The sequence below is a fragment of the Gemmobacter sp. genome (assembly GCF_016792925.1).
GTDB lineage: Bacteria > Pseudomonadota > Alphaproteobacteria > Rhodobacterales > Rhodobacteraceae > Gemmobacter.
In genome coordinates this window covers 18,866-31,535 of sequence record NZ_JAEULU010000309.1, presented here as the reverse complement: position 1 = coordinate 31,535, position 12,670 = coordinate 18,866, and the positions used below count along the sequence as shown (strand labels likewise).

Sequence of the window (12,670 nt, the reverse complement as noted above, 5' to 3'; positions counted from 1 at the left end):
GTCGACTGTCATCCGCCCATCCGCCCGATCCGTCCCCCCCGCCGCTTCGGCTCGGGCGGGGCGGTCAGCGCCGCTTCCAGCACCGCGCTCATCGGATGGGCCGCGCGCCCCGGCGCGTAATGATCCAGCAAGGCCTGCAAGGCCCCCGCGCTGTCTGTGGTTTTCAGGCTCAGCGCCCAGTCGATGAAGATCGACTTGCACTCGGCCTCGGTGATGCCCTCGATATTGTAGCTCTCGCGCACCAACCCCTTGGGGTCTGCCTCATTCAGTTGCATCCACACCTCCCAGATGCACCTCAATCACGGCCTGCGCCGCATCCGAGGCCGCCAGCACCGCCGCCGACAGGGCCGCATCATCCGCCAACCCGGTCTCGCGCAGCAGGAAGGCCCGCGCCCCCTCGCCAAGCGAACCGGGGTCGACCCCCTTGTCGTCCAGCAGGCGGCTGGCGCATTGCAGCCGCCACAGCAATCTGTAGCTTTCCAGCAGGGTCTTCTCGTCGGAAACCGACAGTTTTGCCCCCTTTACCCCCGCGCGCAGCTGTTGTTCCACCCGCCGCGCCGAATCGGCCAGTTGCAGACAGGCGGTTTGCGCCATCAGCTCGATATCCATGATGCGGCCCGGTCCGTTCTTGGCATCCCATGCGCCGCTTGGCGGCTTGGCCGCCTGCAAGCGCCGCCGCATATCGGCCACATCCGCAAGCACAGCCGCGCCGCCCGCCTTGGCGGCCAACACCTCGCGCCGGATCGCCTCGACCCGCGCCGCCAGATCGGCCTCGCCCGCCAGCACCCGGGCGCGGGTCAGCGCCAGATGCTCCCATGTCCAGGCGTCGTCCATCTGATAGGCCCGGAAACTCTCGGTCGAGGTTGCCACCGGCCCCTGCCGCCCCGAGGGGCGCAACCGCATATCGACCTCATAAAGCCGCCCCTCGGCGGTCTGCGCCGTCATCGCCGTGACCATCGCCTGCGTGAGACGGGCGAAATAGGGCCGGATCGCCAAAGGCTTCGGCCCCTCCGACATCTCGGCCTCGCCTGCGTCATAGATGACGATCAGATCAAGGTCCGAACCCGCATTCAGCCGCCCCGCGCCCAGGCTGCCCATCGACAGCACACAGGCGCCCAGGCCCGGCTGCGGGCCATGCTTGCGCGCAAATTCCGCGCAGACCACCGGCCACAGCGCCGAAACCACGGCCTCGGCCAGATCAGCATAGCTTTTCCCGGCCTCGAAGGCGTCGATCAGCCCGCGCAGGTGATGCACGCCGATGCGGAAGTGCCATTCCTTCAACCAGCGCCGCGCCGCATCCAGCCGGGCCTCGTAATCGGGCAGGGCGGTCATGGTGGCGAAAAGCTCTGCCCGGAGCGTGGCCGTGCCCGGCCATGCCGCCCAGAAACTGCCGCCGATCACCGCATCCAGCACGGCGGCATTGCGCGAGAGATAGCGCGCCAAGGCAGGCGAGGTGGCGGCAATATCGACGATCAGGTCGATCAGCACCGGGTTGGCCTCGAACAGCGAAAACAGCTGCACCCCGGCGGGCAGGCCTGCCAGAAACCCATCCAGCGCGATCAGCGCCTCATCGGGATTGGCGGCCTTTTGCAAGGATTTCAGCAGGGTGGGGCGCAGGCGGCGGAAGATCTGCACCGCGCGTTCCGAGCGCAGCGCCGGATAGTTGCGCCAGTTCTCGACAATGGCGCGGGCGCTGTCGGAAAGCTCTGGCCCCTCCTCGGTGGCTCCGGGCGCAAAGAACCCTTCGGTCAGCGTATCGGTGCGGGTCAGCCGGTCCATGAGGCCCGCCCGGAACCGCGCCACATCACCCTCGCCGCACAGCGCCGCAATGCGGGCGATGCCTTCGGCACTGCCGGGCATATCGTGGGTCTGCTGATCCAGCACCATTTGCAGCCGGTGTTCGATCTCGCGGTGGTCGCGATACAGCGCGGTCAACTCGGTCGCGACCTCACCGGGCACCCACCCCTTCTCGGCCAGCGCGGCGAGGCCCCCCACGGTGCTGCGGTCGCGCAGCGAAGGGTCGCGCCCGCCCGCAATCAGCTGGCGGGTCTGGGTGAAGAACTCGATCTCGCGAATGCCGCCCTGGCCCAGCTTCATGTTATGGCCCTCCAGCACGATCGGCCCGTGCAGCCCGCGATGGTCGCGGATGCGCAGCCGCATGTCATGGGCATCCTGAATCGCCACGAAATCCAGATGCTTGCGCCAGACAAAGGGCGTGAGGGTTTTCAGGAAGCGCGCGCCCGACGCCAGATCGCCCGCCGCCGCCCGCGCCTTGATATAGGCCGCGCGTTCCCATGTGCGGCCCTGCGCCTCGTAATAGGCCTCGGCGGCCGCCATCGAGATACACACCGGCGTCACGCTGGCATCGGGGCGCAGGCGCAGATCGGTGCGGAAGACATAGCCGTCGCCGGTGATGTCGGACATCAGCGCCGCCATCTTGCGGGTGACGCGGATGAAGGCCGCGCGCGCCTCTTGCCAATCGGTCCCGTAGCGGTCCTGATCGAACAGGCAGATCAGGTCGATGTCTGAGGAATAATTCAGCTCGCGCGCGCCGCCCTTGCCCATGGCCAGCGCGAACATGCCCCCTGCGGTTTCGGCATCTTCCGGCACCGCGCCGGGCAGCTTGCCCCGGCGGATCTCATCGGCGGTGAAGGCCTTCAACGCCAGATCGGTCGCCAGATCGGCCAGATCGGAAAGCGCGGCGGTGACGGTTTCCAAGGGCCAGACCCCGCCCAGATCGGCCAGCGCGGTCAGCACCGCGACCCGCCGCTTGCCCTGCCGCAAGCCTTGCGCCAGTTGATCCGGGGGCAGGGCGCGCAGGCGGACAAATTCTGCCGCCAGCACCTGCTCCGGCGCCTCGGCCAGTGCGGGGCGCAGCCAGTCTTCCTCCTTTTCCATCAAGCCCTTCAGATAGGGCGCACATCCCGCCGTGCCCTGGATCAGCTGCCCCAATTCGGGCGGCAGATCGGCAAAGCGCGCGCGGGCATCGGCCCCGGCGGCGGCATCAAAGGGCAGGGGAGAGCGGCTCAGGCGGGAGGCGAAGGCGGCATGTGACATGGGCCGACCTTGGCCGCCCCGCGCGGCGGCGTCAACCGTCACCGCCCTTTGCGCCCTGCCACCGCGCCGCATTGGCCGCAATGGCGGCCACGCGATCCGCCGTCGAAGGGTGCGAGCGCAGCCATGCCGGAGGCTCGGCCTGCTGTCCGGTGAAGGCGGCCAGCTTGGCAAACAGGCTGGTCTGCGGCGCCGTGCCGATCCCGGCCTTGATCAACAGGGCCGAAGCATAGGCATCGGCCTCGAATTCGGCCTTGCGCGACAGCCGGGCCATCAGCGCCGTGGCCAGCGCATTGGCGACAAGGGCACCGATCAAGGGCACAAAGCGCGACAGCAGCGTCGCCAGCACCACGAACAGCGCATTGGCCCCGGTCACATCCACCATGCGGCGGCGGGTATGACCAAGCGCGACATGGCCCAGCTCATGCGCGATCACACTGGCCATCTCCTCGGCACTCACCGCCCCGTCCCGGTATTTCTGCACAAAGCCCTCGGTCAGGAAAATCCGGCCATCGGAGGCGGCCAGACCGTTCACCTGCGGCACATCGAAGACATGCACGGTCAGCGTGGCGATGCCCTGCGCCTCGGCCAGCCGGGCGGTCAGCGCCAGCAGCTCCGGGTCGCGCAGCGGATGCGACTGCCGGTCCAGCATCTGGCGCGTGCGCCAGACCGAGAAGTGATACATCGCAAAGGCATAAGCGATGGCAAAGATCAGCGGGGCGAATTTCAGCATGGGTCAGATATGGGGCGGCAGCCGGGGCAGGGCAAGCCTATTCGCCGCGCCGCGCCAGCCGCAGCAGCCACCAGCCAAGGCCCAGAACGGGGGTGCCGGTGGCGACCAGCCCCAGAGCCGAGCCCAGCATGTCAGAGGCCGCCGTCAGATTGCCGCCAGCAGCCCGGCCCGCCAGAATATAAAGCCCGCACCAGACGGCCTCGCCCGCCACGCCCCACAGCGTAAAGCCCAGCCAGCCTTGCCCCATCGCCCCGCCGATCAGGTTCACATAAGGCCCCAGCGGCGAGAACAGCCAGCGGCTGAGAAACACCGCCAGCCCGCCGCGCGTGGCAATCAACCCGCGCGCCCGGCCCATCAGCCCGGCCCTTGCGCCGCGCTCCAGCCGGGTGACCAGCGGCGCACCGCCCTTGCGGCCCAGCCAGAACCCGGTCTGATCCCCCGCCACCGCCCCGCCCAAAGCGGCGGCAATCACCGGCGCCAGCCCCAGATCGCCCGAGGCCGCAAAGCCGCCCGCCGCCAGCATCAGCACCGAGGCCGGGATCGGCAGCGCCAGGCAAGAGGCAAAGGTGCAGGCGGCAAGCAGCCAAAGCCCATAGGTCGGCACCAGGCTCAGCAGCCAGTCGGTCATGGCTGCGCCCGCTCGGCCTGCATCTGCGCCACGGTCGCCGCGACCAGCGCGATGATCTCGGCCACCGGCACGCCGCGCTGATCGGCGATCTGTTGCAGCGTCAGGGGACGGCCTTTGTCGGGCATCGGCAGGCCGGCACGGGCGTCGATCTCGCGCGGGGGCAGGCCCCAGCTATGCCCGACATAGCCAACCGTCATCCAGGGCTGCACCGGCTCTTGCCGGTGCTGCGCCCAGTAGACCGCATTCCACACGATCCGCCCGGCAAAGAAGGTGGCCCCCAGCGAGGCCAGCACAAAGGCCAGAACCAGCAAAGGATGGCGATGCAGCAGCGCCTTCATCGCAGCTCCTTGATGCCGCGCGCGATGCCTTCCAGCGTCATCGGCACCATGCGCCCGCCGAAAATCTGGGCAATAAGGCGGATCGACTGGGTATAGTGCCAATGCGCCTCGGCCACCGGGTTGATCCAGAGGTGGTTCGGCCATTGCTGGCAGGCGCGTTCCAGCCACAGCTGCCCGGCTTCGGGGTTCCAATGCTCATTGGCACCGCCGGGATGCAGGATCTCATAGGGCGACATCGAAGCATCACCCACGAAAATCGCCTTGTATTCCGGGCCATAGGTGCGCAGCACCTCCCATGTCGGGGTCTGCGCGTTCCAGCGGCGGGCATTGTCGGTCCAGACGCCCTCATAGAGGCAATTGTGGAAGTAGAAATGCCGCAGATGCTTGAATTCGGATTTCGCGGCGCTGAACAATTCCTCCAGCACGCGGATATAGTGGTCCATGCTGCCACCGACATCCAGAAACAACAGCACCTTCACCGCATTGCGCCGCTCGGGGCGGGTCTGCACATCCAGCCAGCCATGTTCGGCGGTGGCGCGGATGGTGCCGTCAAGGTCCAGCTCTTCCGCCGCGCCATCGCGCGCCCAGCGGCGCAGGCGGCGCAGGGCCACCTTGATGTTGCGGGTGCCAAGCTCCACCGTGTCATCCAGATTGCGGAACTCGCGCTTGTCCCAGACCTTCACCGCGCGTTGGTGGCGGCTGGTCTCTTGCCCGATGCGCACCCCTTCGGGGTTATAGCCATAGGCCCCGAAGGGCGAGGTGCCTGCCGTGCCGATCCATTTATTGCCGCCCTGATGGCGGCCCTTCTGCTCGGCCAGCCGTTGCTTCAGCGTCTCCATCAGCTTGTCAAAGCCGCCAAGCGCCTCGATCTGCGCCTGTTCCTCGGGCGTCAGGTGCTTTTCGGCCAGCTTCGCCAGCCAGTCCGCCGGAAGATCCAGCGCCGCCAGCACATCCGCATCGCTGAGGGTTTCAAGCCCCTTGAAACTGTCGGCAAAGGCGCGATCAAAGCGATCCAGATGGCGCTCGTCCTTCACCAGAATGGTGCGGGCCAGGTAATAGAACCCCTCGGGATCATGCGTCACCAGCCCGGCGGCGATGCCCTCCAGAAAGCCCAGCCATTCGCGCACCGAGACCGGCACCGCGTGACGGCGCAGGTTTTCAAAGAAGGGCAGGAACATCGCGCGCCCTCTCGTCCGGTTACAGGCTGCGCTCGAGGAAGATGGTGGCGAACAGGCCCAACAGCGCAAAGGCGATGGCAAAACCTGCGGCCCATTGCGCCATGTCCAGCGTGGTGCCGCCATGCGCGCGGGCGCGCCCTGCACCCAGAAGCGCGCCGAATATCGCGGCGGTGATGACGATCATGTGCAGCCCCCTCGGGTGGCGGCCCGCCTTGGGCCGCCGTCTTGCGGGGCTGGCGGTCAGCCCCGGATTGCCAATCCAAGCCGCGACGGGGCCAGTGCGGAGATGTCGCGCTGGCGGGCCCGGGCCACGGCGTCAGAGCCGAAGCCATAGCGCGCCCAGGCCTGACTGTCGAGGCGCACCGCGCGCGCCGCCGCATCATTGCCCGCCAGCTCCAGCGCTTCGGCCTTCAGCATCATCAGCGTCGCCAGCAGCGAGGCATTCTCGGCCCGGCGCACCACCGGGATGGCACGGTCGGCAAAGGCCACCGCCTGATCGGCCCGGCCCTGGCTCAGCGCCAGCGCGGCCAGCTGCATGTCCACATGCGCGGCCTGCACATGGGCGCCCGGCAGGCGGCGATAGATGCGCGAGGCCTCGGCAAAGGCGCTGGCGGCGGCCACCGGGTCTTGCCCGATATTCAGGCGGCCCACGGCGAAATGCGAGAAGGCAAGGCGCCCGTCGCTCCAGCCCTGCGCGCGGGCGATCTGCAAGGCGCGCTCGGCCGCGGCCCGCTTGGCCCCGGCGCCACCGCCAGCCCCAAGCGCCACTTCCATCGACTTCACCCAGGCCGGCGGCGTGCGGCCGCCATCATGGCTGCGCCCGGCCCCGCCAGCCGGGTTCATCTGCGCCAGCACGCCGGGCAGCACCGCCGCCACCTGTGCCTGCGACATGCCCGAACGCAGTTGCGGCGCGTAATGGGCGCGCAGCACCAGCATGTCGAAGCCAGTCAGCGTGGTGTGGAAATTGTCATCGTTGAACACGCTGTCGGGCAGTTGATAGAGGTCATTCAGCGGCCCGAGCGCCTGCGCCATTTCCTCGTGCAGGCAATCGCGCACCTCTTGCGGGCTGGCATCGGCAGGGGCAAAGACGGCGGCCTTGGTGCGGCTGCGCACCGAGGCCCAATCCAGAATGCCGGTGCCGCGCGCGGCTTTGAACTCGGCCCAGGAGCTGACATTGGGCACCACGAAACAGGCCACATTGGCATAGGTGGTGCGGATGGTGCGACGCGGCACGAATTCAACGGTGATCGAGGCCGGGCCGGAGGTCTGGCTGATATTGATACCCGCCTCATTGCGCAGCCGCGACACCAGCCGCGCCAGATCCTGCGGCGCCGAGGGCGGCACCTGACCTTGCAGCGCCACCGTCACCGGGCCTTCAAAGCGGGTGAAGACGGGCAGGGGGCGCCCGCTTTCCATGCGGAATTCCAGATCGACGAAATCCTGCGCGATCTCGGCATTCGAGCGCAAGGCCCGGCTGGGCGCCACGACGGGCGCAAAGCTCGCCACTGGCGCCGCCAGCGCGACCGGCGCGCCAGAGGCGGCCTCTCGCGGGCGGTTCATCGACACCTGAGCCGGGTCGGACGGGTTCGAGGTCGGCGCACAGGCCGTCAGCAATGTGGTGACGGCGAAAATCGTAGCAAGACGCATGGGTTGGCAGCCCCTGAAATGCGAAGTGAGCAGGACAGGAAGGACCGGACGGCACGCTGGCCGCGCCGGTCCTTCCGGGATTCGGGTGCCGGAACCGGATCTGCCGCACCTGATGCCCCCGCATCAGGCGCCGCGCGCCCCGTTCCGCCGGGCCGGGGCAATTGCCCCCCGGACCGCTTGGCCTTGGCCTGAATGCCGGATGACATGCCGACCCCCATCGGCATGCCGCGGCGGGCCGCAGCACAGCTCCGGCCCGAAGGCCGGAGGATCGTTGCCTGAGCCGGCGTCTTAGAAACCGTGACCACCCCAGCCCCGCCCGCAAGGCCCGCGACTGCGGCCCCCCGGTCGATCGGCAGAACCCGCAGCAGGGTCGCCGGAAGCTGTGATGGTCTGTGTTTCAAATCGTGCCTGTCCCAAGTAGACGTTTCTGGATCTGCCGACCACTGAACGTGACGCCTATGTCGTAAGAGCGGCGCGATTGTGTCAATCTGTGGAAACGCGTTCATCTTCGTTACCACTAGCCAAGGTATGCCTTGGCCCGGTTTGCGCCAGATTTCGCTAATAATTCTCGCGAAATATTTCACAAAGTTTCATCAATTCGGCATTTCGTGAGCAGATTGTGGCGAGATCGTGGCAAATGCGGGGCAAGACCGCCCGATTCTGGCAGGCTGATTCTGCCAGTTTGCCAAAGGGTTGCCGGGCGAAGTTAACAAAACAGGCTGTTTCCGATTAAGGAACGATTACCGTTTGAGGCAAAATCGCGGCATCTGGTTAAGAGGCCGCTCCGGGGCGCCGCGACCTCAGCCGCGCCCCCGCGCCATGAAGGCCAAGCGTTCAAACAGATGAACATCCTGTTCGTTCTTCAGCAGCGCCCCATGCAGGCGCGGCAACAGGCTGCGCCCCTCGCGTTTCAGATCCTCCGGCCCCAGATCCTCGGCCAGCAACAGCTTGAGCCAGTCCAACACCTCGGAGGTGGATGGCTTCTTCTTCAGGCCCGGCGTCTCGCGGATTTCGAAGAATTGCGTCAGCGCCGCCGCCAGCAGCCCTTCCTTGATGCCGGGGAAATGCACCTCGACAATGGCGCGCAGCGTCTCGGCATCGGGGAAGCGGATATAGTGGAAGAAGCAGCGGCGCAAAAACGCGTCCGGCAGCTCTTTTTCATTGTTCGACGTGATGATGACGATGGGGCGGTGCCGCGCCCGGATGGTCTCGCCCGTCTCGTAGACGTGGAACTCCATCCGGTCCAGCTCCTGCAACAGGTCATTGGGGAATTCGATATCGGCCTTGTCGATCTCGTCGATCAGCAGAACCACGCGGCCCTCGGCCTCGAAGGCCTGCCACAGCTTGCCCTTGCGGATATAGTTGCGCACCTCATGCACCCGCGCCTCGCCCAGTTGGCTGTCGCGCAACCGGCTGACCGCATCATATTCATACAGGCCCTGCTGCGCCTTGGTGGTGGATTTCACATTCCATTCCAGCATCGGCAGGCCCAGGCTGGCCGCCACCTGCCGGGCCAGCTCGGTCTTGCCGGTGCCCGGCTCGCCCTTGACCAGCAGCGGGCGTTGCAGCGTCACCGCCGCATTCACCGCCACGGCCAGATCGTCGGAGGCAATATAGCTGGAGGTCGAGGTGAAACGCATGGGCCGGGCCTTTCGCAATCTGTGGTGGGCACAACCTAGTCGCACCACGAAATCGGCGCAATGCGCGCTATGCGAGATAGGCGAGAACCCCTAGTGACAAGACCGCGCAAACCCTATAGGAGGGCGGCACCTGACGCGGCGGTCGGCATCAGGTTGTCCCGCCCCCGCGCGCCCCGCACGATTTGGAGTGCTGCGATGAAGGCCGAAGTTTTTCTTCCCGATGATTACCGCCCGGCGGAGGACGAGCCGTTCATGAATGAACGGCAACTGGAATATTTCCGCCGCAAACTGCTGGTCTGGAAACAGGAGCTGCTGGACCAAAGCGCCGAGACCCTGGACAACCTGACCGACAGCGCCCGCAACGTGCCCGATCTGGCCGATCGCGCCAGCGAGGAAACCGACCGCGCGCTGGAGCTGCGCACGCGCGACCGCCAGCGCAAGCTGATCGGCAAGATTGATGCCGCGATCCGCCGCATCGAAAATGGCGAATATGGCTATTGCGAGGTGACCGGCGAGCCGATCAGCCTCAAGCGCCTCGATGCCCGCCCGATTGCCACCATGACGCTGGAGGCGCAGGAGCGCCACGAGCGCCGCGAGAAGGTGCATCGCGACGACTGAGGCGCGACAGGCGCCGCGACCGGGTGCCGCAAGCACTTGGTCTTGCGGCCCTGCCCGCAGACATGCGACGAGCAAAGCCGGGTCATGGACCCGGCTTTTGCTTTTGGGGGCGCGGATGGGCAGGTTGGCGGGGCAGGCGGTCACGGTTCTGGGCGCAGGGGTGGCGGGGCTGGCGCTGGCCCGCGCTTTGGCGCTGCGCGGCGCCGAAGTGACCGTGCTGGAACAGGCCGAAGCCATCCGCGAGGTGGGCGCGGGGCTGCAAGTCACGCCCAACGGGGCGGTTGTGCTGCGCGCGCTTGGGCTGGGCGAGGCTTTGGAGGCCGCGACAACCCGCGCTCAGGCCGTTGAATTGCGCGATGGCCGCGATGGCAGTCTGGTCTTGCGCATGGATCTGGCGCGGCCCAAGGCGGCCCCCGGCTGGCACCTGACGCATCGCGCCGATCTGATCGACCTGCTGGCCGAAGGCGCCCGGCAGGCCGGGGTGCAGATCCGGCTGTTGCAGCGTATCGCGACGGTCGATCTCGACGGCCCGCATCCGCGCCTGCGCAGCACGCAAGGCGCCGAGATGGAGGCCGAAATCCTGCTTGCGGCCGATGGGCTGCATTCGCGCCTGCGGGCCGCGCTGGCGGGCGAGCGGGCGGCGCACTTCACCGGGCAGGCGGCCTGGCGCGCCGTGATCCCTTGCGAGCCGGGCGCCGCGCCGGTGGCCGAAGTGCATATGGAGGCCGGGCGGCATCTGGTCAGCTATCCGCTGCGCGGCGGGCGCATGCGCAACATCGTGGCGGTCGAGGAACGGGCGCAATGGGTCGAAGAGGGCTGGAACCTACCCGACGACCCGATGGCGCTGCGCCTTGCCTTTCAAGGCTTTGGACCGCGTGTGCAAGGCTGGCTGGACCGGGTGGAGCAGGTCTGGCTGTGGGGCCTGTTTCGTCATCCGGTGGCAGAAAGCTGGGGGCGGGCGCTGCCGCAGGGCATGGTGGCCCTGCTGGGCGATGCGGCCCATCCGACGCTGCCCTTTCTGGCGCAAGGGGCCAATATGGCGCTGGAAGATGCTTGGGTGCTGGCCGAAACGCTGGACCGGATGGGGCCGGGACAGGCGGCGCTGGCGGCCTATCAAGCTGCCCGCGCCCCGCGCTGCGCCCGCATCGTGGCGGCAGCCAATGCCAATGCCCGCGCCTATCACCTGTCAGGCCTGCGGCGCGGGATCGGGCATCTGGCGCTCCGCACCGCCAACCGTGTCGCGCCCGGACTGGCCTTGCACCGCTTCAACTGGGTGCATGGGCTGGACGTGACGCGCTGATTCGATTTTTCGTCGAAAAATCGCCGCCCCGCGTCAGGCGTCCAGCTCGATCCAGACCGGCACGTGATCCGATGGTTTCTCTTCGCCGCGCGCGGCCTTGTCGATCTTCACATCGCGCAGGAGGTCGGCGGCCTGCGGGCTGAGCAGAAGGTGATCAATGCGGATGCCATTGTTCTTTTCCCATGCGCCCGCCTGATAATCCCAGAAGGAATAGTGGCGCGGCCCCTGCACCTGCGCACGGAAGGCCTCGGTATAGCCAAGGTGCAGGATGCGGCGAAAGGCGGCGCGGCTTTCGGGCAGGGCGAGCGCATCGCTACGCCAGACCTCGGGGCGGGCGGCGTCCTCGTCCTGCGGGATGATGTTGTAATCGCCTGCCAGCACCACTGGCTCCTCCAGCGCCAGAAGCGCCCGGGCGCGCGCCTCCATCCGGGCCATCCATGCCAGTTTGTAGCCGTATTTCCCGCTCGCGATCGGCCGCCCCGAGGCTTCGAACTCGACCGGGTTGCCATTGGGCAGATAGAGCCCGCACAGCCGGACCGCGCGGCCTTCGCCGATCACCGTCGCCTCGATCCAGCGCGCCTGTTCATCGGCCTCGTCGCCCGGCAGGCCGCGCGTCACATCCTCCAGCGGCAGGCGCGACAGGATGGCCACGCCATTGAAGCTCTTCTGACCATGGGTCTCCACCCGCCATCCCATGTCCTCGAACAGCGTGCGGGGGAAGGCCTCGTCGACCGATTTGATTTCTTGCAGCGTCACGACATCCGGGCGCGCGGCCTCCAGCCAGCGCGGCAGGGCCTCGATCCGGGCCTTGATGCCGTTGATGTTGAAGGTCGCAAGTTTCATGGCGCGCTCCGCTGGGCGGCTTGATGCTGCCCTTGCCCCTCTATCGCCCGGCAACCGGCACATGACAAGAGGAGGCCGAGGGCGCGCTTCACTGCTTAAAATTAACGCTTTGTTAACACTTGCGAATCAATGATCGTGGGGACGGATGTGGACAAGTTTCGCGACCGCAGATTGTGGATAAACCACCTGATGCACGTTTAGGTTAACAGGCGCCGGATCTTAGCCACAACCGGCTGTGTGGACAAAGCGCCTTGCAACCTGTGGATGTAAAATCATTTGATTAATCACGTTTTGAGGGCAACCGTGAGAGGGCAAACCAGCTCAACACACGGAGACCCGATCATGAGCGCTGCCCTGAAACTCACCGTCGAAACCGTTGCTGCCACCGTTGCCGACATGTCGGCGGGCCTCTGGGCCGATCTGATGCCCTGCTCCAATATCGAGGGCAGCGAGATGATGCTGGGCGGCGCCACCGCGCTGATGCCCTGCTCGAACATCGAAACCGGCGTCGCTGCCGATCTGATGCCCTGCTCCAACATCGAGACCGGCGACATGACCTCGGGCGCCGGTGTCGCGCTGATGCCCTGCTCGAACTGATCTGAACAGGATCGCCGTTCCGCCTCCCCGGTCTCGCATCCGGGGAGGACGGGGCGCGGCTCCCGTCCGGGTCGCCCCGATCCAGGCGCTTCAC

Annotated in this window: 13 protein-coding genes; 3 read left to right on the top strand and 10 right to left on the bottom strand. The window is 67.1% G+C overall.

Features of this window, described 5'->3' with window-relative positions; all coding sequences use genetic code 11:
* Positions 1 to 8 precede the first annotated feature (8 nt).
* From JNN06_RS15180 to JNN06_RS15140, 9 genes are all read right to left on the bottom strand, one after another.
* A complete protein-coding gene (locus JNN06_RS15180) occupies positions 9 to 275 on the bottom strand; it encodes a hypothetical protein (protein ID WP_291240436.1) in 267 nt (88 codons plus the stop codon).
* Positions 262 to 3,057: a glutamine-synthetase adenylyltransferase gene (locus JNN06_RS15175; protein WP_291240435.1), complete on the bottom strand. Its 2,796-nt coding sequence runs from the start codon at positions 3,055 to 3,057 to the stop codon at positions 262 to 264. The genes JNN06_RS15180 and JNN06_RS15175 overlap by 14 nt, the downstream gene beginning before the upstream one ends.
* Positions 3,058 to 3,088: 31 nt before the next feature.
* On the bottom strand, positions 3,089 to 3,787 hold the full coding sequence (locus JNN06_RS15170; RefSeq protein ID WP_291240434.1) for a M48 family metallopeptidase: 699 nt from the start codon (positions 3,785 to 3,787) through the stop codon (positions 3,089 to 3,091).
* Positions 3,788 to 3,824: 37 nt separating this feature from the next.
* Entirely contained in the window at positions 3,825 to 4,415 is a 591-nt protein-coding gene (locus JNN06_RS15165) for a VTT domain-containing protein (protein WP_291240433.1), read from the bottom strand.
* On the bottom strand, positions 4,412 to 4,753 hold the full coding sequence (locus JNN06_RS15160) for a hypothetical protein (RefSeq protein ID WP_291240432.1): 342 nt from the start codon (positions 4,751 to 4,753) through the stop codon (positions 4,412 to 4,414). Before JNN06_RS15160 ends, JNN06_RS15165 begins: the two co-directional genes overlap by 4 nt.
* A complete protein-coding gene (locus tag JNN06_RS15155) occupies positions 4,750 to 5,931 on the bottom strand; it encodes a VWA domain-containing protein (RefSeq protein ID WP_291240431.1) in 1,182 nt (393 codons plus the stop codon). Before JNN06_RS15155 ends, JNN06_RS15160 begins: the two co-directional genes overlap by 4 nt.
* A gap of 19 nt (positions 5,932 to 5,950) precedes the next feature.
* Positions 5,951 to 6,115 carry a hypothetical protein gene (locus JNN06_RS15150; protein WP_291240430.1) on the bottom strand — a complete coding sequence of 55 codons (165 nt, stop codon included), beginning with the start codon at positions 6,113 to 6,115 and terminating at the stop codon, positions 5,951 to 5,953.
* Between the two features lie 56 nt (positions 6,116 to 6,171).
* Positions 6,172 to 7,578 carry a DUF2927 domain-containing protein gene (locus JNN06_RS15145; protein ID WP_291240429.1) on the bottom strand — a complete coding sequence of 469 codons (1,407 nt, stop codon included), beginning with the start codon at positions 7,576 to 7,578 and terminating at the stop codon, positions 6,172 to 6,174.
* 800 nt (positions 7,579 to 8,378) lie between these two features.
* Entirely contained in the window at positions 8,379 to 9,218 is an 840-nt protein-coding gene (locus JNN06_RS15140) for a MoxR family ATPase (protein WP_291240428.1), read from the bottom strand.
* A 195-nt stretch (positions 9,219 to 9,413) separates the two neighbouring features.
* Here JNN06_RS15140 and dksA point away from each other — a divergent pair, with 195 nt between their 5' ends.
* Both dksA and JNN06_RS15130 read left to right on the top strand, forming a co-directional pair.
* Entirely contained in the window at positions 9,414 to 9,836 is a 423-nt protein-coding gene (gene dksA, locus JNN06_RS15135; RefSeq protein WP_291240427.1) for an RNA polymerase-binding protein DksA, read from the top strand.
* 115 nt (positions 9,837 to 9,951) lie between these two features.
* Positions 9,952 to 11,136: an FAD-dependent monooxygenase gene (locus tag JNN06_RS15130; protein WP_291240426.1), complete on the top strand. Its 1,185-nt coding sequence runs from the start codon at positions 9,952 to 9,954 to the stop codon at positions 11,134 to 11,136.
* Between the two features lie 33 nt (positions 11,137 to 11,169).
* On the opposite strand, the gene xth is transcribed toward JNN06_RS15130, so the two are convergent.
* Positions 11,170 to 11,979 (bottom strand): exodeoxyribonuclease III, encoded by an 810-nt coding sequence (xth, locus tag JNN06_RS15125; RefSeq protein ID WP_291240425.1) that lies wholly within the window; start codon positions 11,977 to 11,979, stop codon positions 11,170 to 11,172.
* Positions 11,980 to 12,321: 342 nt separating this feature from the next.
* Here xth and JNN06_RS15120 point away from each other — a divergent pair, with 342 nt between their 5' ends.
* Positions 12,322 to 12,576, top strand: a complete 255-nt coding sequence (locus tag JNN06_RS15120; RefSeq protein ID WP_291240424.1) for a hypothetical protein — start codon at positions 12,322 to 12,324, stop codon at positions 12,574 to 12,576.
* Positions 12,577 to 12,670 lie beyond the last annotated feature (94 nt).

Bases quoted from the DNA above. Each gene is read 5' to 3' on its own strand.
- xth (WP_291240425.1), bottom strand. From the start codon at position 11,979: ATGAAACTTGCGACCTTCAACATCAACGGCATCAAGGCCCGGATCGAG.
- dksA (WP_291240427.1), top strand. From the start codon at position 9,414: ATGAAGGCCGAAGTTTTTCTTCCCGATGATTACCGCCCGGCGGAGGAC.
- JNN06_RS15150 (WP_291240430.1), bottom strand. From the start codon at position 6,115: ATGATCGTCATCACCGCCGCGATATTCGGCGCGCTTCTGGGTGCAGGG.
- JNN06_RS15180 (WP_291240436.1), bottom strand. From the start codon at position 275: ATGCAACTGAATGAGGCAGACCCCAAGGGGTTGGTGCGCGAGAGCTAC.
- JNN06_RS15145 (WP_291240429.1), bottom strand. From the start codon at position 7,578: ATGCGTCTTGCTACGATTTTCGCCGTCACCACATTGCTGACGGCCTGT.
- JNN06_RS15160 (WP_291240432.1), bottom strand. From the start codon at position 4,753: ATGAAGGCGCTGCTGCATCGCCATCCTTTGCTGGTTCTGGCCTTTGTG.
- JNN06_RS15130 (WP_291240426.1), top strand. From the start codon at position 9,952: ATGGGCAGGTTGGCGGGGCAGGCGGTCACGGTTCTGGGCGCAGGGGTG.
- JNN06_RS15175 (WP_291240435.1), bottom strand. From the start codon at position 3,057: ATGTCACATGCCGCCTTCGCCTCCCGCCTGAGCCGCTCTCCCCTGCCC.
- JNN06_RS15165 (WP_291240433.1), bottom strand. From the start codon at position 4,415: ATGACCGACTGGCTGCTGAGCCTGGTGCCGACCTATGGGCTTTGGCTG.
- JNN06_RS15120 (WP_291240424.1), top strand. From the start codon at position 12,322: ATGAGCGCTGCCCTGAAACTCACCGTCGAAACCGTTGCTGCCACCGTT.
- JNN06_RS15140 (WP_291240428.1), bottom strand. From the start codon at position 9,218: ATGCGTTTCACCTCGACCTCCAGCTATATTGCCTCCGACGATCTGGCC.
- JNN06_RS15155 (WP_291240431.1), bottom strand. From the start codon at position 5,931: ATGTTCCTGCCCTTCTTTGAAAACCTGCGCCGTCACGCGGTGCCGGTC.
- JNN06_RS15170 (WP_291240434.1), bottom strand. From the start codon at position 3,787: ATGCTGAAATTCGCCCCGCTGATCTTTGCCATCGCTTATGCCTTTGCG.